Below are 26,410 nucleotides of genomic sequence, written 5' to 3' on the forward strand. Positions count from 1 at the left end.
CCTCTCCACTTGCAGGTACGCGCCTGCACAAAAAGAACCCCGCCTTCTGGTAAAGGCGGGGTCCGGCAGGCGTAAGGGAAATCAGAAAGAGGTGGATACGGTGCCTGTCATGGTAAAGCGCGGCTCGACCATGAAGGAGTTGCCATTGGCATAACGGCCCAGTGGCGATGAGGCACCATAGTAAACCGGATACCCACCCTGCGTGCCTGCGTGATAGATCGCACCCATCGCACCCGTGCGCACGATCGAACCGGTCAGGTTGCTGAAGTTCAGCTTGAAGGTCGGCGACTTGGCATACATGAAGGGCTTGAAGTGATAGCCCAGCGACAGCGTGTCGGTCACATAACCCGGCATGCGCTCGCTGTTATCCAGTGCGACCGACTGCGGGCCGGTGTAATGCACCGCCCCGTTGGCAAAGAAACCCTTGTACTTATACGTCAGGCCAAAATTGGCCATGATACGCGGCGCCATGATGGCCTGCTGCCCCTTGGCGGCATAGGTGATGCCAGTCGTGGGGTCCGTAACGTTGGAATCCTGCGTCGCGTGCAGGTATTCAAATGACGCGTAAGGGCTGAACCCATGAATCGGGCGGCTTGCGATCATGGCGTCAAAGCCGCGCATGGTCTGGTTGCCACCTTCAATCGGCATGAACTGATTGGCACCAATATAGGTGCTCAGAATACGATTGGTCACGTTGTAGTTGAACAGCGACAGGTCAAACATGACGTATTTGTCGTGATACCGGTAGCCCAGTTCTTCCTTGATGGAATACTGGTTCTTCAGCATCTTCTGGTTACCACCCGGCGTCAGCCAGCCGAGATCGTTGGCTGAAGGCTCACGGTAGTCACCCTCGGCATTTACATAGATCTGGTGGTGGTTGTTGAAGGTGTAACCGATGGAAAGCTGCGGCAGGGGTTCGGTCGTGTTCGCCCCCATGCGGCCCACGCTCGCACCGGGTGAAAGGTTCTTGCCATATGTCCAGTTGCTGGCAGCCGAATTCCAGCCCTTGTCCCACGCATCGGACATGACAAACTTGAAGCCCGCATGGATCTGCAGCTTGTCATTAAAGTATTTTGCGGTGTCCTGAATGAAAAGCGCATGCAGTTCGTAACCCGCATTCACGCCCGATACGCCAAAGGTCTCGTTGGAATAGGTGTTCTGATACGCGGCTGCGTTGGGGCTTGGCGTCGAGCCATTGGCCATGGTGTAGCTTAGCGGATAGGACTGGATCGTCTGGTTGTTTTCATACCAGTAGCCAAACGAGACATGGTTGTGCCTGTCGACATCATAGCCCAGCTTGGCAACGACGCCGACCTGACGGGCCTCGTTCTCCAAGAAGAAATTCGTATAGTTACGACCTTCGGCGGAAGAATAATTCGTGCCATATGCCGTATTGTTACCCGGTGAGGCATCCCAGCCCTGACCAAAGCTGAAATAGGACTGCAGGTCGAACGTGAATTTGGCAGGCAGCACCACATGGATCGGTGCCGTCAGAAAGATCTGGTTCCAGTGGTCGTTATTGTTCTTCCAGTAGTTGTCACTGGTGGGGTCGGAGTTACGACCATAGCCTTCGCCCGTGCGCTTGTAGTTTTCAAACGCATCACCATCGGGATAGGCATCGATGACGAAATCCTCGGAGTTCCACGACAAGAACAGCTTGGCGGTGGAGCCGTTGTTCCAGTCCTTCTGCAGGCCAAAATCGATATGCTTGCGCTGGTTGATGCCCGAACCCATCCACGAACGTGAATGCGTGTTGGAGAACGAGAAATAGCTGCGCACGCCGGTATTGCCGATATCACCCGAATCAAGGCGAATGAACTCGCGCGACATGTTGTTCGTGCCATAGGAGAAATCGGTCATCCCGCCGAATTTGTGCGATGCCGTGCGCGAGCGCTCATTCATCACGCCGCCTGCGGCTGACATGGCGGGCAGGTCGGTGGCTGAACTGCCGGGGGTTACCTCGACACTCTCGAGGTTTTCAGAATCGATATCTTCGTTCAGGTATTTGGCTGCTTCCGCCGGCGCGCCATCAAGCATCAGCCCCATGTCGAGGTCGGTCAGGCCACGGGTCTGGATCTGGCCGCCTTCCATGCCCGACGGATCAGGCGAGTTCACGTTCATGCTCGGCAGGTTCTTGACCAGGTCGAGCGCCGTGCTGGTGGGGCTGCGCATTTCAATGAACTGCTTGCCGATGGTCTGCACCGCATGGGGCGCAGTTTCCTGGCGCATCATGCCGCCGCCGCCATCATGCTCCTGGCGCGAGGAAGCCACGCGGATCTGCTCGGGTGCCGATGTGTCCGTAACGCCTGCGGGCGCTGCGCTGCGCTGCTTCGGTGCTGCCGCCTGCCGGACCGGTGCGTGGCGATGGGGGGCAGTCTGCGTGGTGGCCACCTGCGCCCATGCCTCGTTACCTGTGGCGAGGCACATCGTGCCCACCAGGCAGGATACGGCACGCAGGCGCATTTTCAGCCCTGGCATGCGCAGCCCGGCCAATCCGCCCTGTCCTGCCGCGTTGCGCACCTGCCGTATCACGACGTTATAAATATCCCGGCCCGTCTTCATTCATTCCCCCGGCAAATCTGTCCGGCGCCCGCCATTGCGTGCAGCCATACGGTTTTCAGCGGCAGCCATCCCCGTCTGCCTCACTGACAGCATTTTCCGTCCCGTATCGGTCATGCTGAAATAGTTGCGGAAACTGAACATTCCGCCTTTCTGTTGACTTATGAAATACACTTGGGCAGGCCAAGCTTAAAAAACGCAACAGAGTGTTTATCTATCTGGAAACCCGGAAGGGCCCAGCAGGGGTAATAATGCCTATCCCGCTATAAACCAACGATTTTGTGTAATTCTGTTTTTAATTCGATATGAATTAAAGTCGCCAGATCGGCCCCAACAATGTGGGTTGCGTGCTTTTTATGATACAGGCCGTCAGGGCCATATGCCCTAAAAAACGGCATTTCATATCCATGCCTAAGACATGAAAAAGCGGCCCTCCCCGCAAGGGAAGGACCGCTTTTCAAGTCATGATGATGCGTTGTGAAAACGGAGCGCTTACTGCGCGTCCATGAACTGATCGCTTCCCATGATCCCCAGCTTGCTCACGCCAAGACGCTGTGCATCCGCCAGAACATGCGCCACGACCTTGTAGCTGGCCAGGCGGTCGGGATGGATGTGCATCTCGGGCTGGACCGGCTGGGCCGCCGCATCCTTGAAGCGGGACTGAAGGTCCGCCTCGCCTGCAACGGGCTCGCCATTCCAGGTGATTGTGTTGTCAAAATCGATCGCCACCGTATCCACAACCGGGTCAGGCGCGGAGGAAGGCGGCGGGTTGCCCTGCGGCAGGTCGATCGAGACCGAATGCGTCTGGAGCGGGATGGTGATGATCAGCATGATCAACAGCACCAGCATGACGTCAATCAGGGGCGTGGTATTGATATCGACAATACCTTCGTCCTCGGTCGTGCTGTCTGAGCCGACATTCATGCCCATGGTGTCTACTCTCCCCAATGTGGCCGGGGCATGAACCCCGGCCGGGAATGGATATCAGCCGTGCGGCTGCTCAGTGATGAAATCGACGTGAACGATGCCGGCCTGCTGGCAGGCTGCGATCACCTTGCCCACACCTTCGTATTTTGCCGTCTGGTCACCGCGGATCTGGATCTGGGGCTGCGGGGTTTCCGCAGCCGCGTGTTCCAGGTGCGATTCCAGGTCGGCATAGCTGGTGAGCAGCGTCTCGTTCCAGTAGGCCTGCCCGGTCGGCGTGATCGCCACGACGATGTTGTTCTGCAACGTCCGGGTTGGCTGGTTAGCATCCATGGGGAGACTAACCTTGATGGTATGTGTCGCGACGGGGATGGTGATCAGGAAGATGATCAGCAGCACCAGCATGACGTCGACAAGCGGTGTGGTGTTGATGGCCGACACCACCTCGTCTTCATCGCCGCCACCTCCAACTTGCATACCCATGATCAGGCCACCCGGTTATCGATAGTCGTGGTTGTGGGGGAGTTGTCGGGATGGATGGTGATTTCCGCGCCATGGCGGTAGCCACCCATCAGGATCGACTGCACGTCAGCGGCGAAGTTGCGCACCTTGTCGATCGCGCCCTTGTTGCGGCGGACCAGCAGGTTGTAGCCCAGAACGGCAGGAACGGCGGTGCCGAGGCCGATGGCAGTCATGATCAGCGATTCACCAACCGGGCCTGCAACCTTGTCGATCGAAGCCTGGCCCGCGATGCCGATGGCGGTCAGGGCATGATAGATACCCCAGACGGTGCCGAACAGACCCACGAACGGCGAGGTCGAGCCCACGGTGCCGAGGAAGGCAAGGCCGCCCTGCAGCTTGGTCTGGATCACGTCAACCGAACGCTGGATGGACATGGTGGTCCAGGAATGCAGGTCGATGGACTCCTGCATCGTGCCTTCGTGGTGCTCGGCGGCCTTCACACCCGTATCGGCAATGTAGCGGAACGGGGAGTTCGCGGGCAGCGCTGCGGCACCTTCCTTGATGGAACCCTTGGTCCAGAAATCGCTCATCACCTGCTTGGCGGCGTTCATCACGCGGGCCTGCTCGAAGAACTTGGTGATCATGATGTACCAGGTGCCCAGCGACATGAACACCATGATGAGCAGCACGCCACGGGCGATGAAGTCACCGTTGGCCCACAGCGCGCCAAGACCGTAGGGGTTGCCCTCGGGTGCCTTGGGCGCATCGGCCGGGGGAGCGGCGTCAGCAGCAGGTGCCGGGGCCGGTGCCTCTGCTGCGGGAGCGGGAGCTGCCGGTGCGGCGTCAGCGGCCGGGGCGTCGGCGCCCGGGGCCGGGGTTGCGGGTGCGCCAGCGCCATCGGTGGGCGGAGCGGAAACCGCCGGAGCCGAGGCCGCATCGTTCGCGGCCGGAGCGGCATCCTGCGCCAGCGCCGCAAGCGGCGAGGCAGCACACAGCATGGCAGCGAACGCGGCCGAGGCAACAAGGGTGTGTTTACGATGCAGTCTGATCATTTAACCAAAATCCTCTGGAGCAGGATGTTTTTTTCGCGATGCGGGCGGGGTGCTGCCGGCCCCCGCCGCGCCTGACCTAACACTCAGGCTCAGTCGTTCAGACTGAACGTGATCGTATAGAGATGGTGGAACTCCTTGACGGGCACACCATTTTTGACTGCCGGCGCATAACGCGAACGGCGGACCGCCTTCAGGGCTGCGTCGGCAAATGCCTGGCCACCTTTTACGTTGACCACCTGGCAGTTGCTGGTCACGCCGGTCGGCTCCACGTCGCATGCCACGGACACAACGCCCTCACGGCCTTCTTCGGACATTTCCTCCGGATATTCCGGCACGACATGGTTCAGCGGCGACGTGCCAGCCGAATGATCGGGCACGGGCGGCGCGTTGGAGACGGGCGCATCAGCCGGCGGCGTCGCCTTTGCGGGCGGCATGGGCTTGGGCGGCTTCTCGTGCGTCACCTTCATCGGCGGCGGCGGCGTCGGCACCTGAATCTTCGGCGGCGGAATATACGGCGGCGGCGGCTGCGTAATTTCCGGCGGCGGGGGTGGTGGCGGCGGCGGTGGCGGTGGAGGCGGCGGCTCCTTGATCATGTGCACCTCGACCGGCGGCTTGGGCGGCTCCTGGGGCGCATCTGGCGGCGAGCTGAGCCCGAACAGAAGCGCGAGCACCAGCAGCCCCTCGAATGCCAGGACGAGGGCAAAAACGATTACCTTTTGTAGTGTGTTATCACTCTGTTCCGCATACGTCATACCCATACCTCACTCAGAACGGCATAGTTTTTAGGAAGGATTATTACAGAATTTGTTCTGGATGTTCTGATTTCACCAATTTGACTACGGGAGTATGACCAGATTTCTACGAAACGACTGATGCGATCCGCCTTGTTCTCCCCGGCTTGACCCTGAAGCACGATAATCCTCTTTCCCGGCGGAACGGAAAAGCATGACAGTCGCAGCCTCCGGCAGTCCATACGCCAATGCACGGACACTGGATGCATCCTGCCCTGACAAGCCAAGCCATTCATTCATCACGTTTTATCCATAAACATTATTAACATCTCGAAATCAACCCTGATCTTATATGAAATATTTTTATGTGCACCTTCTGCCCTGCAGGCCACTTCCTTCATGGCAAAAGGCCCTCCTGAAGCTGTGTTCCGCCTGCATGGCAGCCAAACAAAAAACCGTTCGTTCCAGCTTGATCAAAAAAAAAATCCAGTCAAGCAAAGTGTTAAAAAAATGAGAGAAAAATCCGTTCACACCCGTGCGGGCGGGCCTCGCCGCCAGCATATTACTTATTCGATATGAATGGGGCCACGCGGGCAATACAGGCAGCAACAGTCATTCCGCCACCACCTTGGTTTCTTGCCAAAAACGGTTCAGGCCGCGCCGTCGCGCTCCACGTTGCCAAAACGGGGCAGCGTGTCGGGGCCGGGCTGGTAGGCCAGCGCCTCGCCCTGCTTGACCATTTCCAGGCAGGCGGTGAACGTGCTGCTCCACGCCGAGCGCCGCAGCCCCGTGCGCCGCACGCCCTCCGCCCCATGCCGAACGGAATCGGGCAGCATGCGGTCCAGCGGCACGGGTTTGCGGGCATGGGCCAGGCAGGCGCGCACCCGTACGCGCGCCTCCTCGACCGAGAACAGGTCAAGCTGCACCGGAGCATAGAAGGGCGTCGGCTCGGGCATGGCGCCCCAGTTGCCATCAAACACCGCAAGGCAACCCCACAGGAATTCGATCCGGTCCACTTTCCAGGCAGCCGATTCGTAACCCTGTGCAGGCTGTGCACCGCCAAAGGCATGAACATCGCGCCCGAGTTGCGCGCGCGCCGCCAGCCAGCCTGCCAGTTGTTCCGCCTGCTCGGCCGCGATCAGGCGCGCGCGCAGCTCGTGCGCCTCCTGCGTCGCCTGCTGCTGGCGCGGATCATCGGCAGGCAGCAAAAGCCGCGAGCGCAGCAGCAGCAGGCCCGACGCCATGACCACCCATTGCGCCTTCATGCCCAGCGGCAGGGCGGCATGCGCCCGCGCGGCCTCGGCCAGTTGATCGATCAGGGCCACGATATCAAGCCGGGTCAGATCGATTTCACGCGCATGGGCCAGTTGCACCAGATGCGTCAGATCACCCTGATACGCATCGAGCATGATGACCGGCTCGGAGCCGGGCCGCGCGGGGTCGAACAGGTCGGACTGGCGGGTCATGTCAGGGGCCGCTGGGTCAGGCGGAAGGTCAGCGTGGGGTAATGCTCCTCCATCCGGCGCACCACGGGCGCTGGCGTGCCGCCACGGGTGAAAAAGCCATACACCACCGCCCGATGCCCGCGCGGCAGCCGCCTGCCCGCCCTGCGCCCCGGCACCAGCGCCACCTGGGCGGGCGCTTCCACCACCCCCCAACTGGCCAACAGCCAGGCGCGGGCATCGGGGTGGGTCACGCCAAGGTGCAGGATGTGTTCGGGCACGGGCACCAGGCGGTTGAAATCCAGCGGGCAGGCGCCCTCGGGCCGCAGGGCCAGGCGGGCATGACGCGCCTCCGCCGCCGCGCGGAACTGGCGGGCAAGGATGCGGCACCCTTCCACCGACAGGCTGCCCCGGTCCTGACCGGGCCTGTTGGCCCCGATGGCCAGCGCGAACATGTCTTCTTCCACCCGCTCGGCATCGAACGGCCACGGAATCAGCCCTGGCCCGGCGGCCTCGGCGGCGAAGGCCGCCATGCCCGCGTCAGGCCCATGCACAAGCAGGTGCCAGCCCTGCCAGGGCACCGGCCCCGCAGGCGCGGGCCAGGCGGAAAGCGGCCGCCGCCCCCGGCGCGCGGCCGGACGACGGGCCGGGGCCGAGGGGCCTTCCTCCTCGCGCGGGGTGGCGGGCGGCAGGTCGGCCCAGGGCAGGCGCAGGGTTTCAGTCATAGGCAAGCAGGTCTGCATAAGGGCGCAGGGCGCGCGGATCACGGTAGCGGGTGCGTTGGCCCAGAGCCGTGGCGTCCATGCCGTGGCGCAGGGCCTCGACAATAAAGCCAGCCCGCAGCGCATGGGCGCTGAGCCGGGCCACGGTGGCGGGGGGCACTTCGGCCATCAGCGCCCGGCGTTGCAGGATGCGGGTCACGGCATAAGGGGTCAGCGCCCGCCCGCCCACGCGCTCGCCCTTGGAAATGGCACGGAACAGCGGCCCGGTCTGCCTGTGCGCCACCTGCTGCCATGCCGTAAAGGCCGCCGCCGGGCACAGGCCACGCTCCTGCGCCACGGGCAGCACTATGGTGGGGGTCTCATGCCCGTCGCGCACCGTCAGCATCACCGCCTGGGGGGTAAGGCGCACATCTTCCACCTGCAGCCCCACCAGCTCCGAGCGGCGCAATGCGCCCGCGAAGCCGAACAGCAGCAGGCAACGATCGCGCAGGCCGCGCACGCCATCGGTACAGCGTTCGGACATGGCGCCCAGCATGGCGGGGGTGACCACGGCGGGGCGCGGCGCGGGGCGGCTGGCCTGCTCCAGCATCTCGGCCAGTGCCGCGCGGATGAGCGGATGCGTGACATCCCACGCCAGGGCGTTGAAGCGGTGCATCTTGCCAATGGCGGCCAGGCGGCGGCGGATGGTGGCGGGGGCAAACGTGCCCAGACTGCGCAGGTAGGCTGCCACCCCCTCAGGCGTTGCGGGAATGGGAGAGATGGCGTGCTCCGCGCACCATTGCGTAAAATGCACCCAGTCCGCCCGGTAAGCGCGCAGGGTGGCCGTGGCCTCCCGCGTGGGGGCCTCCTGTGGCGTGGTCATGGGCATTTTCCGCGTGGCCGGATCAGACCAGTTCCATCCGGTTGACATCCACCATGCCAAAATCCGTGATCTTGAGGTGCGGGATCACCGGCAGCGGCAGGAAGGCAAGCTGGAGGAACGGTTCATCAAGCTGGCAACCCAGGGCGCGTGCGGCGGCACGCAGCACCTCAAGCTGGTCGCGCACGGCCTCGAACGGCGCATCGCTCATCAGCCCCGCCACGGGCAGCGGCATGTCGGCCACCACCTTGCCATCACGCACGACCACAAAGCCGCCGCCGGTCTTTTCCAGATGGTTGACCGCCAGCGCCATGTCGGCATCGTTCATGCCGACCACACAGATATTATGGCTGTCATGCCCCACCGATGAGGCCAGCGCCCCGCCAGACAGCCCGAAGCCCTTAACAAAGCCCCGGCCGATATTGTCGTTATGCCCATGCCGCGCCACCACGCAGATACGCGCGATATCCTGCGCCGGATCAGGCTGTACGATGCCATCCTCCACCGGCAGGTCGGCATGCAGGAAAGGGGTTATGATCTGGCCGGGCAGCAGGCCGATTACGGGGCGCTGCGTGCCGCTGCCCTTTATTTCCATATCCGCCGCGCTGACCGGAGCGGGCAGGCTGATGCTCTCCAGCCCCACGGGGGCAATGACCGCGCGGGCAGCAAACAGCGCATCATTCACCAGGCGGCCCGCGCTGATCACATCCGATACGCGGCATTCGCGCAGGTCATCAAGCAGCACGATATCGGCACGCTTGCCCGGCGCGATCATGCCCCGGTCGCGCAGGCCAAAGGCATTGGCCGCACTGAGGGACGCGCTGCGATAGGCGGCAAGCGGCTCGACACCCAGCGAGATGGCAAGGCGGATCAGGTAATCCAGATGGCCTTCATGCGCGATTTCCAGCGGATTACGGTCATCGGTGCAGAAAGCGAAGAAGGGCGAGGTCACCGGGTTGAGCAGCGGAACGAGCGCGCGCAGGTCCTTGCACACCGAGCCTTCGCGGATCAGCACCATCATGCCCTTGCGCACTTTTTCCAGCGCTTCTTCCGCCGTGGTGGCTTCATGGTCGGTGGTGATGCCCGCGCTCAGGTAGCCATTGAGTTTGCGCCCACGCAGCAGCGGGGCGTGACCATCGATATGGCCCCCGGCAAAGGCTTCCAGCTTTTCCAGGCAGACCGGGTCGCCATTCAGCACGCCGGGAATGTTCATGAACTCGGCCAGGCCAATCACCTTGGGGTGGTCGCGATAGGCCAGCAGATCGGCTGCACCGAGCGTGGCACCCGAGGTTTCAAGATGGGTGGACGGCACGCAGCTTGAAAGATTGACCCGCAGGTCCATCACCGTGCGCAGGGCGGCTTCGGTAAAGTAATCCAGCGCCGGGCGGCCGAGCACGTTGGCCATCTCGTGCGGGTCGCATATGGCGGTGGTCACGCCATGGGGCAGCACGCAGCGATCGAACTCGAAAGGCGTGATGAGCGAGGATTCGACATGCAGGTGCGTGTCAATGAAGCCGGGCACGGCGATGCGGCCACGGCCCTCGATTACGTTGGTGCCCTCGTAGTGGTCCAGCGTGCCGACAATGGTGTCGCCACAGATGGCGATGTCGGTTGGCAGCATCTCCCCCGTCACCAGATCAAACAGGCGCACATCACGGATGACGGTATCGGCCACCATGCGCCCGCTACCCTGTGCAATCCGGCTGGAAATCGTGCTTGCTGCCATCCTGTCCCACTTCCCCATAAAATGATGTTCCCTGCTACTCTATCACAACGGGGCGGCTGGCAAATCGGCACACGAATTCTTTTTCAGGCCAGCGCCCTGCGCCCCGCCTGCATGATTGACAAGGCAGGCGGGATTGATGATCCTGACCGGACCAAGGGGAGTCCCGGCAAGGGGCTGAGAGACCGCTGGCATGGGCAGCCATGCGCGCGGAGACCCTTCCGGGCGCATTGTGCGTTCCGGGGAACCTGATCCGGCTCATACCGGCGGAGGGACTGGTGCGGACAATCGGCAGCACGCCGCATGCCCCCGGCACGCGGTCGCCCGCATGAGGCGTGGCATCTCCGGTTTTCTCTCCACACCCCCTGTCGGAGAGAGGATGCGAGGAGCACTGCCATGACTACCGTCGCTTCGCCTTCATCTCCCGACCATGTCACCACCGGCCCCATCATGGGGTCCGTCAAGGTCTGGTCATCGCCCGAGGGGCATGCGGATATCCGCGTGCCGTTCCGCGAAATCGCGCTCGAACCCAGCGCCAACGAGCCGCCGGTGCGCGTGTATGACACCTCCGGCCCCTATACCGACACCAATGCCCATATCGACGTGCGCCAGGGGCTTAAACCCGTCCGCGCGCCATGGATCGTAACCCGCGGCCTGCCCGCGGTCAGGCCGCGCGCCGTGCGGCCGGAAGATAATGGCTTTGCCAGGGGCGAAAATCTGGTCCCCGCCTGCCCCGCGCCGCATGTAGTGCATGAGGGCCGTCCGGGCCAGATGGTGACGCAATACGAGTTCGCGCGCGCAGGCATCATCACGCAGGAGATGATCTACGCCGCCCACCGCGAGAACCTCGGCCGCGCCACCATGGTCGAGGGCGCTGAAGAGCGCCGTGCCGATGGCGAGGATTTTGGCGCTGACATTCCCGCCTTTGTTACCCCTGAGTTCGTGCGATCAGAGATCGCGGCAGGCCGGGCCATCCTGCCCGCCAACATCAACCACCCCGAGCTTGAGCCGATGGTGATCGGGCGCAACTTCCTGGTGAAGGTCAACGCCAATATCGGCAATTCCGCCGTGACCTCATCGGTTGCGGAGGAAGTGGAGAAGATGGTCTGGTCCATCCGCTGGGGTGCGGATACGGTGATGGACCTCTCGACAGGCCGCAACATCCACAACATCCGCGACTGGATCCTGCGCAACGCGCCGGTGCCCATTGGCACGGTGCCGCTCTATCAGGCGCTGGAAAAGGTGGGCGGCGTGCCCGAGGACCTGACATGGGAAATCTTCCGCGACACGCTGATCGAACAGGCCGAACAGGGCGTGGACTACTTCACCATCCACGCCGGCGTGCGCCTGAGCCATGTGCCGCTGACCGTCAACCGCGTGACCGGCATCGTCTCGCGTGGCGGCTCGATCATGGCCGGGTGGTGCCTGCACCATCACCGCGAAAGCTTCCTGTATGAGCATTTCGAGGAAATATGCGACATCATGCGCCGTTATGATGTCTCGTTCTCGCTCGGTGATGGCCTGCGCCCCGGCTCGATTGCCGATGCGAATGACGCCGCCCAGTTTGCCGAACTTGAAACGCTGGGCGAACTGACAAAAATTGCCTGGGCCAAGGGCTGCCAGGTGATGATCGAGGGGCCGGGCCATGTGCCCATGCACAAGATCAAGGTAAACGTGGAAAAGCAGCTGCGCGAGTGCGGCGAGGCCCCGTTCTACACGCTTGGCCCGCTCACGACCGATATCGCGCCGGGTTACGACCACATCACATCGGGCATCGGGGCCGCCATGATCGGGTGGTTCGGCACTGCCATGCTGTGTTATGTCACGCCCAAGGAACATCTCGGCCTGCCCGACCGCAATGACGTGAAGGTGGGCGTGGTAACCTACCGCATCGCAGCCCACGCCGCCGATCTGGCCAAGGGGCACCCGGCGGCACGCATCCGTGATGATGCCATCAGCCGCGCGCGATTCGACTTCCGCTGGAATGACCAGTTCAAGCTCTCGCTCGACCCGGATACGGCGTGTTCATACCACGATGAAACGCTGCCGCGCGAGGCGCACAAGAACGCGCATTTCTGCTCCATGTGCGGCCCCAAATTCTGCTCCATGCGCATCAGCCACGACCTCAAGGCCAATGCCGAGCGCATGGCCGGGCTGGAGCAGAAAAAGGAAGAGTTCCGCAACAACGGCAACCGGATCTATGTGCCGGTGGATGAGGTCGCGACCCCTGCGGAATAAAACAGAAGTTTTGGGTGAAGCTTTTTTCAAAAAGCTTGAGAAGAACGCCGCCTTTTTGAAAAAAGGCGGCACCCAAAAACTTTTATCCGTGTTTTAATTAAGGAAGGCGTTAACGGGAGGCCACCACCGCCTCGCGCTGCACGGCCACCGCTGCGCCACCATCCCTGCGGATCATGAGAAAGCGCCCGGACCACGATCCTTCAATCCGCCACGTTCCCTCGATTTCAGTGCTATCGGCATTCAGCCTGCCCGCATACAGCACGACATGCTGGCGCGGACCGCCCTCATAGGTTTTGGTAAAACGCACCTCGGCTGCGTGGCGCATGCCACGTACGGTCGAGACAAAACATTCCGCCCCGGCCTGACCTGAGGCCGGGCGCTCCGTTACCGTGCCACCCATGGCGCCACCGGCCTCGAACAGGGAGGCGGAGAAAAACTCCGGCGGCAACGTGCGCGGGTAGCTGAACTGGCCATCCCACTGCCCCGTCACATCAAACCTGTTTACAGCCATTGCGATCTCCCCGCCCCTGAACTGCCTGCCACAAAATAAAACGGGCCATGCCTTACAGCATGACCCGCCTTTTTTCCATTTTCCTGCCTTGCGGGAGGGAAATCAGATCACCTTTTCCACCCAGCCATGGGTATCAGGCGCCGTGCCGCGCTGGATGCCGATCAGGGCATTGCGCAGCTTGGCCGTGACCGGGCCAATGCCCGCGCCATCACCAATCACCGCCTCGCCCTTGTGGCCACGGAAGCGCCCGATGGGCGAGACCACCGCCGCCGTGCCGCAGGCAAACACTTCCTTCAGGCGGCCCGAGGCCGCATCGGCATAAAGCTGGTCAATGGCGTAGGGCTCCTCACGCACGGTCAGGCCCATCTCACGCGCAAGGGTGAGCAGCGAATCGCGGGTGATGCCGCGCAGGATGGTGCCGGTCAGCGGCGGGGTGGCAACCGTGCCATCATCGAACACGAAGAACACGTTCATGCCGCCCATTTCCTCGATCCAGCGGCGCTCCACCGCATCAAGGAACAGCACCTGCGCGCAGCCATGGCCCTTGGCTTCCTGCTGGGCCAGCAGGCTTGCGGCATAGTTGCCGCCGCACTTGGCCTCGCCCGTGCCACCGGGAGCGGCGCGACAGAAATCAGACACCCACACGCTCACCGCTTCCGCACCGAAATAGGCGCCCACGGGCGAGGCAATGACCATGAACAGGTATTCCGACGCAGGCTTGACGCCGAGGAACGTCTCGCTCGCAATCATGTAGGGGCGGATGTACAGGCTCTCATCAGGCTTGCCCGGCACCCATGCATGGTCCACGCGCACGAGCTGGCGCACGGCCTCGACAAACACGTCCTCCGGCAGTTCGGCCATGGCAAGGCGCTCGGCCGATTTGCGGAAACGCGCGGCATTGGCCTGCGGGCGGAACAGGGTAATGCCGCCTTCCGCCGTGCGGTAGGCTTTCATGCCCTCGAATATTTCCTGCGCGTAGTGCAGCACGGCCGCCGCCGGGTCGAGAGTCAACGGCGCATAAGGCTGTACGCGGGCATCATGCCATCCCCTGCCTTCCTGGTAGCGGATCACGACCATGTTGTCGGTAAAGACACGCCCGAAACCGGGATTGGCCAGAATTTCCGCCCGTCGCTCGGGCGAGACCGGGGTCGCGGTGGGTGAAAGCGTGAAGGGAAGGGAAGTGGCGCTGTCCATAGCCGTTATTTCTCTTTCATCATGGCGCTGGCGCGCCATACGGAGCGCGCCCCTGCCCGCCTCAAGCTGCGGGCAACCGCACCAGAAGTTCACCAGAACATTGCGCCGGTCAACCCCGCCCCGTGCGCATGACCCCTGCTTTTACGCCTTGCCCAGCACAAAACCCAAAGCGCGCAGGGCAGCAGGCAGGTGCTCGCGGCCATGGAGTGCGCCCACATCCCCCATTCGCGCCACCACGCCCTCGCTCCAGCCCCGCGCACCCGCGCGGCTGGCCTCAAGGCAGGCGTCATAAGCCTTTATGCTGGCTTCATCGCTGGCAGTAGCGGGGTTGTAGCGTTCCTCATGCAGCACCATAGCCTGCGGCAGGCGCGGCTTGATGGCGGTGGGCTGCGCGCGGTCGGGGTAGCCCACGCTCATGCCAAACAGCGCGAACGTTCCGGGCGGCAGGCCGAGCTCGGCGGCAATGGCCTCGGGCTGGTTGCGCACGGCACCCACGTACACGATCCCCAGCCCGTAGGATTCAAACGTCGCCGCCGCATTCTGCCCGGCCAGCGCCGTATCCACCACGCCGCCCAGAAATGTATCGAGGCAGTCCAGCCCCGGCAGTGCCCGGCCCTGCGCCTGCCCCACATGCTCGAGCCGCGACAGGTCCACCACCCACGCCAGGAACAGCGGCGCCTGCGCGATGAAAGCCTGATCGCCCGCTATTTTGGCCAGCCGGGCACGGCGCGCGGGGTCGCGCACGGCAATTACGCTCCATGCCTGCAGGTTGCATGAGCTCGAGGCCGACTGGGCTGCGGCAATCGCCGCCTCCACCACGCCTTCGGGCAGGGGTGCGGGGCTGAAATGCCGCACGGAACGATGCGCCATGAGGCTGCGCGCCACCGGGCTTTCGGGCAGCGGCTGCGCCGGCGGTTTCGTGCCATAACGGGCCTGCCACAGCGCATTCATGGAGGACTGGGCGGAAAAGGAAGAAACGGTACTGCTGGACATAGGCATGCCTCCTGCCTGTGCAATGCTGGCTGAAAAAGCAGCACACCACAGCGCAACAGCCACAGCTAGCGGGGCGATATCACACCTGCCCTGCACATTTTCATGCCGCGGGCCGGCCCAGGAGGGCAGTACGCCCGCCCACCGTTTGCGCATGGCCCGATTTTTTGAAAATATCTTTCCAGATCAGTTATTTATTTCAGCACGCCCATCACGTTCATGCGAAATCACACGGGTTTAAATAGGAAGAAACACCCCAAGAGAGCATGAAGGCCACAGCACGCACCCTGTTTCAATAATAAGCAAGGAACCCGTTCGCATGTTCGAGGCCCTCATGATCCGCCAGGCCGATGGCGAGACCACCACCCGGCTGGAACAGGTCGACCCCGCAAGCCTGCCACAGGGCGATGTGACGGTTGAAGTCGCGCAGTCGAGCCTGAACTACAAGGATGCGCTGGCCGTGACGCACGGCACGCCGGTGGTGCGGCATTTTCCCATGATTCCGGGCATCGACCTTGCGGGCCGCGTTCTCCACTCCGATGACCCGGTCTTCCGCCCCGGCGATCAGGTTCTGGCCACCGGCTGGGGGCTGGGAGAAAAGCACTGGGGCGGCATGGCCGGCATGGCCCGCCTGCCGGGGCGGTGGCTGCTACCGCACCCTGCAGGCCTGTCGGGGCGGCAGGTGATGGGAATCGGCACGGCAGGCTTTACGGCCATGCTGTGCGTGATGGCGCTGGAAGATGGCGGGCTGACGCCTGCCTCCGGCCCCATCATCGTAAGCGGTGCGGGCGGCGGCGTGGGCGGCATGGCCGTAATGCTGCTGGCACAATTAGGCTATCAGGTGGTGGCGGTGACCGGGCGGGCGCAGCTTCAGGCCTATCTGATCAGCCTCGGTGCGGCTGAAGTGCTGCCGCGCGAGGCGCTGGCCCCCACTGGCAAACCGCTGGAAAAGGCGCGCTGGGCAGGCGGAATCGATGTGGTGGGGGGCGAGGTTCTGGCCACGATGTGCGCCTCCATTACGCAGGGCGGCACGGTGGCGGCCTGCGGGCTGGCAGGCGACATGGCCCTGCCGCTGACGGTGGCCCCTTTCATTTTACGCAATGTGCGCCTGCAGGGAATCGACAGCGTCATGTGCCCCCGCCCGCGCCGCATGACGGCATGGGCGCGGCTGGCGCGTGACATCGACCCCACACGACTGGACAGCATGCTGCATGACGCAACACTGGCCGAGGTGCCTGCCCTCGCGCCGCGGCTGCTGGCAGGGCATATAAGAGGGCGGACAGTCGTCCACCTCACTGATTCAAAATAATAAAAGTTTTTGGCGAAGCTTTTTTCAAAAAGCTTCGAAAAACGCTGCCTTTTTGAAAGAAGGCAGCAGGCAATAAAAAACGGCAGGCGCGAGGGGCGCATGCCGTTCTTCACATCAGGCCATGCAGGGCAGTTGCCCTGCGCCCCTTAGTGGCAGGGGAAGCCAAGCAGATGGCGGCCATCATGCACGAATTCATGCACGTAATGACCGGAAATGAGCGATGTCGCCCCCTGCTCCGCGCCCACGAAGTAGATCAGCAGCGAGGCCAGAACCAGCCCGAACACACCCCACGGCAGCAGGTCGCGCACCGGAATGGCAACCGGCGGGGCGGCAATATTGGCGGACAGGACGGATGTGTCTTGGCTCATGCTGAAAAAACTCCATGGATCATGCTCGACCCGGAGCAGTATGGCATGACAGGGCTGCATGCAATGCCCATGCCGTGTTACCGGATCAGCGGCCATGGTTTCAAAATTGCCCAGCAAGGTCAATCATCCATTGCTCGCCCCACCCTTTCGGGCCACGCAGGGCAGCATGAACCAGACGCTGACCTGCATCGCCCTGCCCGCGCCCGATGAGTTACGCCGCGGCGTCATACCCGTGCGCGATGCCACCCCCGCCCTGCCCGCAGGCTTCATGGACCACCTGCCCCCGGCCGACCGCCTTTTTGTGCCACCCGCCCTGAGCAGAGCCATCGGGGCCGATGCATGTGAAGCCGTGCCCGCCCTGAATGCCGCCGATATGGGCACGTGGCATGGGCTTTCGCTCAAGGCTCTGCCTGCGGCCGACCTGGCCCGCTGGGTGGAAGACGACAGCTTTGCCCCGCCGGGGGGTGAAAGCCGGGACTCGCTGCTAAGCCGCGCAGGTACCTGGCTGGCCGCATGCCCCAAAACGCCAGCACGCATGCTGGTGCTGGCCGATGCCACGGTTGCCCGTGCCCTTGCCATCGCGGCCCTTGGGGGGGATGGCGCCATGATGGCGCGGCTGGACATCGCCCCCCTGACCCGCACGGTACTGACCCGCCACACCACCTGGCGGCTGGCCACAAGCGGCGCGCCCCTGCCCTGAAAACAAGCCGCGCTTTTTTTGACAGCGCGGCCCGCAATCGGCTAGATCCGCCGCTGATGGTTCCCCCAACAGGGAGAATAGGGAAGACGGTGCGCCTGATGGCAATTCCGTCGCTGCCCCCGCAACTGTAGGTGGTCGAATCCGGCCCGGTGCCCGCACCGGCCCCGCCACTGGCCCCATAAGGGCCGGGAAGGCTGTCGGATATTGAGGGTGTGCCCGCCACGCCCTTCGCCACAAGCCAGGAGACCTGCCATCCCCGCCCGTGCGGGATAGATGACCGTTTCGATCGCATGGCTGGCGGGGTGCCCGGCACGCGACTGGCCACCACCTGGCAACGCTGCTGCCGGGCGGGGCATGACCGCGCACCCCGCTTTTCCTGCCGCCCGCGCGGCAGCGCCGCGAAAGGGCACGGACCAGATGACTACTTCCCCCCCGCCACAAACGCCTGCCGTGCACCTGCATGTGTGCGTGACCTGCCGCAGGGGCCTGCCTGCATCCGATAACCCGCAGGGCCGCCAGCTGCACGATGCCATGCAGGCACTGGCCAAAGGCAATTCCAGCATTGTGGTGCATGAGGTCGCCTGCCTTGCCGCGTGCAACGATGGCTGCACCGCCGTGATCGCCACACCGGGTAAATGGGGCTGGCTGCTCGCCAATCTTGGACCGGAAAAGGCAGGTGACCTGCTGACCTATATCGACGCCTATGCCGCATCGGCCAAAGGCACCGTCATGCCATCGCGCAGGCCCGCAAGCCTGTCGGACATGGTGCGCGGCCGCTTTCCCGCATCCCTCTTTTCCGGAGTCTGAGTGCCATGAACATCTCCGCCACGGCCCGCGCCAAGGTGCCCGTTACCGTCATCACCGGCTTTCTGGGCGCGGGCAAGACCACGCTGCTGCGCCACGTTCTGGCCAATGCCAAGGGCAAACGCATTGCCATCGTGGTCAATGAATTCGGCACGCTGGGCATTGATGGCGACACGCTGCGCGCCTGCGGCGTGGAAGGCTGCACGGACGAAGATATCGTCGAACTGACCAATGGCTGCCTGTGCTGCACCGTGGCCGACGACTTCCTGCCCACCATGGAAGCCCTGCTCGACCGCGCGACCCCGCCCGACCATATCGTGATCGAGACCTCCGGCCTCGCCCTGCCCAAGCCGCTGCTGAAGGCCTTTGGCTGGCCCACCATCCGCACGCGCATGACGGTTGATGGCGTGGTGACCGTGGTCGACGGCCCCGCCGTGGAAGCAGGCCGCTTTGCCGATGACCCCGAGGAAGTCGCCCGCCAGCAGGCCGCCGACCCCTCGCTCGACCACGACAACCCGCTTGCCGAGGTGTACGAGGACCAGCTCCTGTGCGCCGACCTGATCGTGCTCAACAAGACCGACCTCATGACACCTGCACAGGCCGATGCGGTCGAGACCGAGATCCGCGCCGAGATCCCGCGCGCGGTCAAGGTGGTGCGCGCCACCGATGGCGAGGTTGATCCCGCCGTGCTGCTTGGCCTTGATGCGGCGGCGGAAGATGACCTCGCCGCCCGCCCCTCCCACCACGATGCCGAGGGTGGCGAGCACGAGCATGATGATTTCGAGAGCTTCGTGCTGCCCATCCCCGAGCAGGACAGCGTGGAAGGATTCATAACCCGGCTGAAGAAACTGGCCGAACAGCACGACATCCTGCGCATGAAGGGCTACGCCACCGTGCACGGCAAGGCCATGCGGCTGGCGGTGCAGGGGGTTGGCAGCCGCTTTCGCCACCAGTTCGACCAGCCCGTGCCCAAGGATGGCCCGCGTACGGGCAACCTTGTGGTGATCGGCCAGAAGGGCATGGACCAGGCTGCCATTGCAGCGGCGCTGGCACAGGCGTAAGGCACGGGCAAACGGCACACGGGGAGCCGCATCATGCACCTGCTGGCACGCGAGGTCCGCACGCTCGACGAAGCCGATCAGGCCGAAGACCTCGGTCACGCACCGGCCGATATCGTGTTCCTGTCCTTTTCGGACAGCGACCTGCTGTGCCTCAACGCCGCCCACGCGGCAGGTGCCGCCCCCGATGCCAGCCTGCGCACCGCAACGCTTGCGCGCCTGCGCCACCCCATGTCGATCGACCTGTACGTAGCCGACACCATCATGGAGTCGCGCTGCGTGGTGGTGCGGCTGCTCGGCGGCCTGGAATACTGGCGCTACGGGGTGGAGGAACTCGGCCGCGCCTGCCAGCAGGCCGGCATTCCACTGGTGCTGCTGGCAGGCGACGGGCGCGATGACCCGCGCCTTGCCGAACGCTCCACCGTGCCCCAACCCCTCCGCGCCCGTCTTGATGCCCTGTTGCGCACGGGCGGAACCACCAACACCGCCACCGCCCTGCGGCTCATGGCCCATATTGCCGGGCGCGGGCCGGATGATGGCGCAGGCCCCGAACCCCTGCCGCCTGCGGGCGTGCTGCATGCAGCCAACCCGGCCCTGCCGCTGCGCGCCATGGTGGTGTTCTACCGCGCCCATCTGCTGGCCGCCGATATCGCTCCCATCACGGCACTTGCCGCTGAACTGGAGCAGCACGGCATGGGGGCGGAGCTTGTTTATGTCACGTCCCTCAAGAACCCGGAATCGGCGGCTTTTGTGACGGCACGGCTGGCGGATGCGCCGCCGGATATCATCATAAACGCCACCTTCTTTTCCGCGCGCGCGGGAGCGGACAGCCACTCTCCGCTCGACATGGCAGGTGTGCCGGTGCTGCAGGTGCAGCAGCCCGGCATTCCCCACGCGCTGTGGCGCGACAGCGTGCGCGGCCTGTCGCAGGCGGACCTTGCCATGCAGGTGGTGCTGCCCGAACTCGATGGCCGCATGCCCGCCTTCCCCATCTCCTTCAAGGAGGACACAACCCCCGGCCTGCCCGCACGCCACGAGCCCTACACACAGGGCATTGCGCTGACCGCCGCCCGCGCGCTGGGCTGGGCGCGGCTGGGGCATAAGCTGCCTGGCCAGCGGCGGGTCGGCATCATCCTGTCCGACTATCCCGGCGCGCAGGGTGCCCCCACTGGGCAGGCGGCGCATGCCGTGGGGCTGGACAGTTTTGCAAGCCTTGAACACATCCTGAGCCTGCTTCACGCCGCAGGCTACGACACGGGTGACATACCCACGGCGGACCAACTAACACACGCACTGGCCCGCGCCCCTGCCACGCCTTTTGTTTCGGTTGCGACCTATCACCAGTGGCTCGAGACCCTGCCGCAGGCCCTGCGCGACCAGCTTGCCGCCTGCTGGGGGGCGCCGGAGGATGATCCCGCCGTGCATGACGGCGCGTTCCACCTGCGTCACCTGCACGCAGGCCATATCCTGATGGCGCTGCAACCCGACCGGGGCACGACAACCGACCGCCATGGCGGCTACCACGACCCCGACACCCCGCCGCGCCACGCCTATGTGGCCTTCTACCTGTGGTTGCGCCATGGGTGCGGGCTTGATGCCATGGTGCATCTGGGCACGCATGGCACGCTGGAATGGCTGCCGGGCAAGGCGGCGGCGCCTTCGGCTGACTGCTGGCCCCCGGTGCTGGTGGCGGGGCTGCCGGTGATCTATCCCTTCATCGTCAACAACCCCGGCGAGGCGGCAGCCGCGCGGCGCAGGCTGGGAGCGGTGACCATCGGGCACATGACGCCGCCCATCGTGGCCGTGAACAGCGCAGGCGCCGATACGGGCGAACTCGAACGCCTGATTGATGAATATGCCGCAGCCGACGGGCTCGACCGAAGGCGGGGCGCCATCCTGCGCGGCGAGATCCTGCAACGCGCGGATGATCTTGGCCTGCTTGATGAAGGCGGCATTGCCCGCGCCGATAACGAGGATGAAGCCCTCGCCCGGCTCGATGCCTATCTGTGCGATGTAAAGGACCTCCAGATCCGCGACGGGCTGCATGTCTTTGGCCGCCCCCCCACCCGGACAGGGGAACTGGCCCAGGCCATCGCCCGCGCCTGCGGCCAGGACGCGCCCGCTGACCTGCCCGCCCGCCTGCACGCCTGCGGCGCGGCGGAGGCTGCCGCCCTGCTGGCAGCCCTTGATGGGCGGTTCGTGCCAGCAGGCCCGGCAGGTGCGCCCACCCGTGGCCGGGCCGACGTGCTGCCCACGGGGCGCAACCTTTATGCCATGGACCCCCGCGCCATCCCCACCCGCTCCGCACTGGTGCTGGCCGAGCGCACGGCGGCGCTGTTGCTGGAGGAACACCTGCAGGATCAGGGCGAGCCGCTGCGCACGCTGGTCATCGACCTGTGGGGCTCGGCCAGCCTGCGCACCGGCGGCGAGGATCTGGCCCTTGCCCTGCTGCTGATGGGCGTGAAACCCGTATGGGATAATGCCTCGGGGCGCGTGAGCGGCATCGAGGTCATTCCCATGGCCGCACTCGACCGCCCGCGCGTGGATGTGACACTGCGCCTGTCGGGGCTGTTCCGCGATGCATTCCCCGGCCAGATCGCACTCTTCGAGCAGGCGGTCCAGACCATTGCCGCCCGCACTTTCGAGGCCCCCGACCTCAATCCGCTGGCCGCCAGCACCGAAGGGCTTGAAGGCGCAGCACGGCATGCCGCCACGGCACGCATGTTTGGCGCGGCGCCGGGCAGCTACGGCACGGGGGTGGAAGATGTGCTGGCCAGCGGCCAGTGGCGCGAACGCGGCACGCTGGGACAGGCCTGGCTTGATGGCTCGGCCTGGACCTATGGCGGCGGACGCGAAGGCCTCAAAGCGCCTGACATCCTTGCCGGGCGCATGGCGCAGGCGGGCGTGCTGCTGCATGTGCACGACCATGCCGAGACCGACATCCTTGAAAGCGTGGACATGGCCACGCATGAGGGCGGCATGGCGGCCGCCGCCCACCTGCTGGGCAACGCGCCCCGCCTCGTGCATGGCGACACATCCCGCCCCGATGCCCCCCGCCTGCGCGGCACGGCGCAGGAGGTGGCCCGCGTGGTGCGCGGGCGGCTGGCCAACCCCGCCTGGCTTGCGGGCATGCGCCGCCATGGCTACCGGGGGGCGAGCGAGATCGCGCGTGGCGTAGAGGCGCTGCACGGTTTTGCCGCCACCGTGCCCGCACGCTTCGACCGGCAGTTCGACCTCGCCTTCAGTCACCTGCTTGATGACCCGGAGATGGACGCCTTCCTGCTCCAGGCCAACCCCGATGCCCATGCCGCCATCCGCCGCCTGATGGCCGATGCCCTGCGCCGCGACCTGTGGCAACCACGCAGCAACAGTGCTGGCATGCTGCTGGACCCCGCGCCATGACCACAGCCCCTTCCGTGCGCGGCTGGTGCCCCGGCCTGCACACCCCCATGGAGGCCGCCGATGGCTGGCTGGTGCGCGTGCGCCCGCCGCTCGGCCGCCTGTCCGCCGCGCAGGCCCGCATTGTGGCCCGTGCCGCCCGCGTGCATGGCAACGGGCTGATCGAACTGACCAGCCGGGGCAACCTTCAACTGCGTGGCCTGACACCACGCAGCGCCCGCGCCTTTGCCCGCGACATGGCCGAAGCGGGCCTTGCCAGCACGGACGCCGCAACCGAGGCAAGGCGCGGCCTGCTGCTCTCGCCGCTGGCTGGCATTGACCCTGACGCCGCACCCGATGCCCCCGCCATCATGCAGGCACTCGATGCCGCCCTGGCCGGAGCCGCGAGCCTGCGCGGCCTGCCCGCCAAGTTCGTCATTGCGGTGGAATGCGGGGGATACATGCCCGCAGGCACGCTGCGGGCTGATATCGTCGTGCGTGCGCAAGGGACTGGCTGGCTGGTGGTGTGCGGCGCGCGCGCCCTGCCCTGCCCTGCCGCCGCCATCGCCCCCACAGTGCTTGCGCTGGCACACGCATTGGCGGCCTCCGGTGGCCGCCCCCTGCGTGATCCGGCCCTTGGCACGCAGGCATTTGCCCACCTTGGCCTGCTTGAGGCCACACAGGCAGCCCCCCCAGCCGCGCATAACATTCCCTGCCTTGCTGGCCCCCTGCCCGGCCACGCCATGGGTGCCGTACTGCCCCCCGGCCCGATGGAGGCTGACCTGCTCGACGCCGTGGCGCAATGGAGCATGCAGGCGGGCAACGGCCACATGCGCATTACCCCCCTGCGCCGCGCGATCGTGTTTGAAGACTGCGCCACGGCCCCACCCCTGCCCGGCCTGATCACGCATGCGGATGATCCGCGCCTGCGCATCAGCGCATGCATCGGCGCGCGCGGCTGTGCCTGTGCCGCGCGTGACGTGATTGCCGATGCTACCCTTCTGGCCCCCGCCTTGCCTGCGCGGGCTACGCTGCATGTATCGGGCTGCCCCAAGGGCTGCGCCCATCCGGGGCCAGCCGACATCACGCTGGTGGCACAGGTGGATGGCTATGGCCTGTGCCCGCATGGCCGGGCGGCTGATACGCCTGTAGACAACGGGCTTTCGCTGGCACAGATACAGCACATCGTGCGGGACTGGCCCCGCAACCTGACCACGCCACGGAACGGGAGAACCCAACCGGCATGACCGCGCAAACGGAACCGTACGACTACATTCACGACGGGGCGGCGATCTATGCCCGTTCCTTTGCCATCATCCGTGAAGAAGCCGATCTGAGCGGCCTGAGTGAGGCCGAAGCCCGCGTGGTGGTGCGCATCATCCACGCCTGCGGCATGGTGGATGTGGCCAAGGCCGTGCGCATGTCGCCCGATTTCGTGGCCAGCGCGCAGGCGGCCCTAAAGGCGGGCAAGCCCATACTGTGCGATGCCAACATGGTGGCCCATGGTGTGACCCGCGCACGCCTGCCGGCCGATAACCCGGTCATCTGCACCCTGCGCGACCCGCGCACGCCCGAGATTGCAAAACGCATCGGCAATACCCGCTCGGCCGCCGCGATGGACCTGTGGGGGGATGATCTGGCCGGTGCCGTCGTGGCTATTGGCAATGCGCCGACCGCCCTGTTCCACCTGCTGGAGATGATCCGTGCGGGCGCGCCCCGCCCGGCAGCCGTGATCGGCATGCCGGTGGGCTTTGTGGGTGCCGCCGAATCGAAGGAGGCACTGGCCGCGTTTGGTGACCTGCCCTTCATCATCGTGCGCGGCAGGCTTGGCGGCAGCGCCATGGCGGCGGCCACCGTCAACGCGCTGGCGAGTGACACGGAATGAGTGCCGGCCGTCTGTCCATTCTCGGCATGGGCCCGGGTGACCCCGAACTCATGACAATCAAGGCCGCGCGCCTGCTGCGTGAAAGCCCGGTGGTGGGCTGGTTCTGTCGCCACGACCGCCCCGGCCATGCCCGCCAGATTGCAGGCGACATGATTGGCCCCGACGCCACCACGCTGCGCTTCGCCTACCCCTTCACCACCGAAATTTCGGTCAGCGACCCGGCTTATCTGATGCGCATGGGCCAGTTCTATGATGAATGCGCGGCACAGGTCGCAACGCACCTTGCGGCGGGCCAGGATGTGGCACTGCTGTGCGAGGGCGATCCGTTCCTGTTCGGCTCGGCCATGTATGTGTTCGACCGGCTGCATGAGCGTTTTGAAAGCACGGTAGTGCCCGGCATCACCGCCATGAGCGGCTGCTGGTCAGCAGCCCGGCGCCCCATGGTGCATGGTGATGACGTGCTGTGCGTCATCCCCGGCACGCTGGATGAAGAGGCGCTGGTGACGTGGCTGGAAAAAGCCGATGCCGCCGTCATCATGAAGCTGGGCCGCAACCTTGCAAAAGTGCGCACCGCCCTGCGCCGCACGGGGCGCGAGGCGCGCGCGATCTATGTGGAACGCGCCAGCCAGCCCACCCAGCGCTGCCTGAAACTGACCGAGATGACCGGGCCTGCCCCCTATTTCTCCATCATTCTCGTGCCGGGCCGGGAGGGCGCACGATGAGTGGCCGCATCTTCGTCGTGGGCCTTGGCCCGGGTGTTGCAAACCAGCGCACGCCCCAGGCCGATGCCGCGCTCGTGCAGGCCACCGACCTGATCGGCTACGCGCCTTATGTCGCCCGCGTGCAGGCAGGCCCGGAGGTGGTGCGCCATGCCAGTGACAACCGCGTGGAGCTTGAACGCGCACAGCATGCCATTGAGCTTGCGCTGGCGGGGCGCACGGTTGCGGTCGTGTCGGGCGGCGATGCGGGCGTGTTTGGCATGGCAAGCGCCGTGTTCGAAGCGATTGACCACGGCCCCGCTGCCTGGCGTGGGGTTGAAGTCACGGTCATTCCCGGTGTCTCTGCCGTGCTGGCCGCCGCCGCCCGGCTGGGCGCGCCATTGGGTGGGGATTTCTGCGTCATTTCGCTGTCCGACAACCTCAAGCCGCAGGCAGTCGTGCATAAAAGGCTGGCGGCGGCAGCGGAAGCGGGACTGGTCATCGCGCTGTACAATCCACGCTCGAAGGCCCGCCCGCACCAGTTGGGCGAGGCGTTCGATCTGCTGCGCACCCTCCTGCCCGGCACCGTGCCGGTTGCCTTCGCGCGCGCCATTGGCCGCCCGGATGAGCGCGTGATCCTGACCGACATCGCCCATGCCGACCCCGAGCAGGTGGATATGAGCACGCTGGTGCTGATCGGCTGCCCGCTCACCCACACCATTGAGCGGGCCGATGGGGAAAAATGGCTCTACACCGCGCGGCGGGTGGATGAGGCAGGATAAAAGTTTTTGGGTGTCGCCTTT

General features: G+C 64.9%; 24 protein-coding genes and 1 riboswitch. Of the genes, 11 read left to right on the forward strand and 13 right to left on the reverse strand.

Annotation, left to right across the window (positions count from 1 at the left end; genetic code table 11):
* Positions 1-81: 81 nt before the first annotated feature.
* From FMA36_RS04615 to FMA36_RS04635, 5 genes are all read right to left on the reverse strand, one after another.
* Positions 82-2,562 carry a TonB-dependent receptor gene (locus FMA36_RS04615; RefSeq protein WP_159261169.1) on the reverse strand — a complete coding sequence of 827 codons (2,481 nt, stop codon included), beginning with the start codon at positions 2,560-2,562 and terminating at the stop codon, positions 82-84.
* Positions 2,563-3,051: 489 nt separating this feature from the next.
* Positions 3,052-3,489 carry an ExbD/TolR family protein gene (locus FMA36_RS04620; RefSeq protein ID WP_159261171.1) on the reverse strand — a complete coding sequence of 146 codons (438 nt, stop codon included), beginning with the start codon at positions 3,487-3,489 and terminating at the stop codon, positions 3,052-3,054.
* A gap of 54 nt (positions 3,490-3,543) precedes the next feature.
* Positions 3,544-3,966 (reverse strand): ExbD/TolR family protein, encoded by a 423-nt coding sequence (locus tag FMA36_RS04625; protein WP_159261172.1) that lies wholly within the window; start codon positions 3,964-3,966, stop codon positions 3,544-3,546.
* A gap of 2 nt (positions 3,967-3,968) precedes the next feature.
* Positions 3,969-4,997: a MotA/TolQ/ExbB proton channel family protein gene (locus FMA36_RS04630; RefSeq protein ID WP_159261174.1), complete on the reverse strand. Its 1,029-nt coding sequence runs from the start codon at positions 4,995-4,997 to the stop codon at positions 3,969-3,971.
* 89 nt (positions 4,998-5,086) lie between these two features.
* Entirely contained in the window at positions 5,087-5,755 is a 669-nt protein-coding gene (locus FMA36_RS04635) for an energy transducer TonB (protein WP_159261177.1), read from the reverse strand.
* 372 nt (positions 5,756-6,127) lie between these two features.
* On the opposite strand from FMA36_RS04635, the gene FMA36_RS04640 reads away from it, so the two are divergent.
* Positions 6,128-6,307, forward strand: coding sequence for a hypothetical protein (locus FMA36_RS04640; protein ID WP_159261179.1), 180 nt, complete (start codon positions 6,128-6,130; stop codon positions 6,305-6,307).
* Positions 6,308-6,378: 71 nt separating this feature from the next.
* Here FMA36_RS04640 and FMA36_RS04645 read toward each other — a convergent pair whose 3' ends face one another.
* The 4 genes from FMA36_RS04645 to ade are packed head-to-tail and all read right to left on the reverse strand — an operon-like array spanning position 6,379 to position 10,477.
* The gene (locus FMA36_RS04645) at positions 6,379-7,194 is read right to left on the reverse strand and encodes a segregation/condensation protein A (protein WP_159261180.1); all 816 of its coding nucleotides are present in this window, start codon (positions 7,192-7,194) and stop codon (positions 6,379-6,381) included.
* Positions 7,191-7,895: a hypothetical protein gene (locus tag FMA36_RS04650; RefSeq protein ID WP_159261182.1), complete on the reverse strand. Its 705-nt coding sequence runs from the start codon at positions 7,893-7,895 to the stop codon at positions 7,191-7,193. Before FMA36_RS04650 ends, FMA36_RS04645 begins: the two co-directional genes overlap by 4 nt.
* Positions 7,888-8,754, reverse strand: a complete 867-nt coding sequence (locus tag FMA36_RS04655; RefSeq protein ID WP_240906478.1) for a tyrosine-type recombinase/integrase — start codon at positions 8,752-8,754, stop codon at positions 7,888-7,890. Before FMA36_RS04655 ends, FMA36_RS04650 begins: the two co-directional genes overlap by 8 nt.
* 22 nt (positions 8,755-8,776) lie before the next feature.
* On the reverse strand, positions 8,777-10,477 hold the full coding sequence (ade, locus tag FMA36_RS04660) for an adenine deaminase (RefSeq protein WP_159261184.1): 1,701 nt from the start codon (positions 10,475-10,477) through the stop codon (positions 8,777-8,779).
* A 393-nt stretch (positions 10,478-10,870) separates the two neighbouring features.
* Here ade and thiC point away from each other — a divergent pair, with 393 nt between their 5' ends.
* On the forward strand, positions 10,871-12,712 hold the full coding sequence (thiC, locus tag FMA36_RS04665; protein ID WP_159261186.1) for a phosphomethylpyrimidine synthase ThiC: 1,842 nt from the start codon (positions 10,871-10,873) through the stop codon (positions 12,710-12,712).
* A gap of 109 nt (positions 12,713-12,821) precedes the next feature.
* On the opposite strand, the gene FMA36_RS04670 is transcribed toward thiC, so the two are convergent.
* From FMA36_RS04670 to FMA36_RS04680, 3 genes are all read right to left on the reverse strand, one after another.
* The gene (locus tag FMA36_RS04670; RefSeq protein ID WP_159261188.1) at positions 12,822-13,223 is read right to left on the reverse strand and encodes a hypothetical protein; all 402 of its coding nucleotides are present in this window, start codon (positions 13,221-13,223) and stop codon (positions 12,822-12,824) included.
* Positions 13,224-13,325: 102 nt separating this feature from the next.
* Positions 13,326-14,417 carry a branched-chain amino acid aminotransferase gene (locus FMA36_RS04675; protein WP_159261190.1) on the reverse strand — a complete coding sequence of 364 codons (1,092 nt, stop codon included), beginning with the start codon at positions 14,415-14,417 and terminating at the stop codon, positions 13,326-13,328.
* A gap of 141 nt (positions 14,418-14,558) precedes the next feature.
* Positions 14,559-15,410: an NADPH-dependent oxidoreductase gene (locus FMA36_RS04680; protein ID WP_159261191.1), complete on the reverse strand. Its 852-nt coding sequence runs from the start codon at positions 15,408-15,410 to the stop codon at positions 14,559-14,561.
* 316 nt (positions 15,411-15,726) lie between these two features.
* On the opposite strand from FMA36_RS04680, the gene acuI reads away from it, so the two are divergent.
* The gene (gene acuI / locus FMA36_RS04685; protein WP_159261194.1) at positions 15,727-16,716 is read left to right on the forward strand and encodes an acrylyl-CoA reductase (NADPH); all 990 of its coding nucleotides are present in this window, start codon (positions 15,727-15,729) and stop codon (positions 16,714-16,716) included.
* Between the two features lie 146 nt (positions 16,717-16,862).
* On the opposite strand, the gene FMA36_RS04690 is transcribed toward acuI, so the two are convergent.
* Complete coding sequence (locus FMA36_RS04690) at positions 16,863-17,084, reverse strand: CbtB domain-containing protein (RefSeq protein WP_061275445.1); 222 nt, start codon at positions 17,082-17,084, stop codon at positions 16,863-16,865.
* 94 nt (positions 17,085-17,178) lie between these two features.
* Here FMA36_RS04690 and FMA36_RS04695 point away from each other — a divergent pair, with 94 nt between their 5' ends.
* From FMA36_RS04695 to cobJ, 8 genes are all read left to right on the forward strand, one after another.
* Positions 17,179-17,784: a histidine phosphatase family protein gene (locus tag FMA36_RS04695; RefSeq protein ID WP_240906479.1), complete on the forward strand. Its 606-nt coding sequence runs from the start codon at positions 17,179-17,181 to the stop codon at positions 17,782-17,784.
* A gap of 40 nt (positions 17,785-17,824) precedes the next feature.
* Positions 17,825-18,053, forward strand: a riboswitch (cobalamin riboswitch).
* Between the two features lie 148 nt (positions 18,054-18,201).
* Entirely contained in the window at positions 18,202-18,591 is a 390-nt protein-coding gene (locus FMA36_RS04700; protein WP_159263620.1) for a DUF1636 domain-containing protein, read from the forward strand.
* 5 nt (positions 18,592-18,596) lie between these two features.
* The gene (gene cobW / locus FMA36_RS04705; protein WP_159261196.1) at positions 18,597-19,649 is read left to right on the forward strand and encodes a cobalamin biosynthesis protein CobW; all 1,053 of its coding nucleotides are present in this window, start codon (positions 18,597-18,599) and stop codon (positions 19,647-19,649) included.
* 33 nt (positions 19,650-19,682) lie between these two features.
* Positions 19,683-23,048, forward strand: a complete 3,366-nt coding sequence (gene cobN / locus FMA36_RS04710) for a cobaltochelatase subunit CobN (RefSeq protein WP_159261198.1) — start codon at positions 19,683-19,685, stop codon at positions 23,046-23,048.
* Positions 23,045-24,271 (forward strand): precorrin-3B synthase, encoded by a 1,227-nt coding sequence (gene cobG, locus FMA36_RS04715; protein ID WP_159261200.1) that lies wholly within the window; start codon positions 23,045-23,047, stop codon positions 24,269-24,271. The genes cobN and cobG overlap by 4 nt, the downstream gene beginning before the upstream one ends.
* Positions 24,268-24,909 carry a precorrin-8X methylmutase gene (locus FMA36_RS04720; RefSeq protein ID WP_159261201.1) on the forward strand — a complete coding sequence of 214 codons (642 nt, stop codon included), beginning with the start codon at positions 24,268-24,270 and terminating at the stop codon, positions 24,907-24,909. The genes cobG and FMA36_RS04720 overlap by 4 nt, the downstream gene beginning before the upstream one ends.
* On the forward strand, positions 24,906-25,631 hold the full coding sequence (locus FMA36_RS04725) for a precorrin-2 C(20)-methyltransferase (protein ID WP_159261204.1): 726 nt from the start codon (positions 24,906-24,908) through the stop codon (positions 25,629-25,631). The genes FMA36_RS04720 and FMA36_RS04725 overlap by 4 nt, the downstream gene beginning before the upstream one ends.
* Positions 25,628-26,389, forward strand: a complete 762-nt coding sequence (gene cobJ, locus FMA36_RS04730) for a precorrin-3B C(17)-methyltransferase (RefSeq protein WP_159261205.1) — start codon at positions 25,628-25,630, stop codon at positions 26,387-26,389. Before FMA36_RS04725 ends, cobJ begins: the two co-directional genes overlap by 4 nt.
* The last annotated feature ends 21 nt before the right edge of the window (positions 26,390-26,410 follow it).

The sequence above is a fragment of the Komagataeibacter xylinus genome, assembly GCF_009834365.1.
Lineage (GTDB): Bacteria > Pseudomonadota > Alphaproteobacteria > Acetobacterales > Acetobacteraceae > Komagataeibacter > Komagataeibacter xylinus_D.